Origin of the sequence: Pseudomonas tremae, assembly GCF_001401155.1 — a bacterium.
Classification (GTDB): domain Bacteria; phylum Pseudomonadota; class Gammaproteobacteria; order Pseudomonadales; family Pseudomonadaceae; genus Aquipseudomonas; species Aquipseudomonas tremae.
In genome coordinates, this window is sequence record NZ_LJRO01000166.1 from 1 (window position 1) to 361 (window position 361).

General features: G+C 55.1%; 1 protein-coding gene. It reads right to left on the bottom strand.

Going from position 1 to position 361, the window contains the following annotated elements; translation table 11 throughout:
• Positions 1-222: DUF6434 domain-containing protein (locus ALO43_RS12120; protein WP_157062287.1), on the bottom strand; the 222-nt coding region annotated here is incomplete at its 3' end.
• Between the last annotated feature and the right edge of the window lie 139 nt (positions 223-361).

A 361-nucleotide genomic window follows, 5' to 3' on the forward strand; every position in this document is an offset into this window, starting at 1 on the left:
AAAGATGTGTATAAGAGACAGTCGCAGAAGTAACCATTCATCCACGATCTGGCCCATGTTTTTGGGCTCGCCATTAGTGATCCACGCCATGAATGGCCGGTCGAACCTGAACGACGGCCCGCATTGTCCGGTCATGAAGCGCCTCACGTTCTTCGTATTTCGGTAGCGGTCGTCCACCGGGGTATCACGTGTAACAGGATCGGAGTGCCCGTCGAATGTCATGCGTTACCCTGCCCGACAGTGTTGAAAGTCTGTGCTTTATAGCTGGAAATCAGCAAGCCCCGCGACTGCTGACTGCCGGTTATGAGAGCCGATCCGTTTACTCTCCGGCAAACGGCACCAGCGACTCCAGCAGCCATGC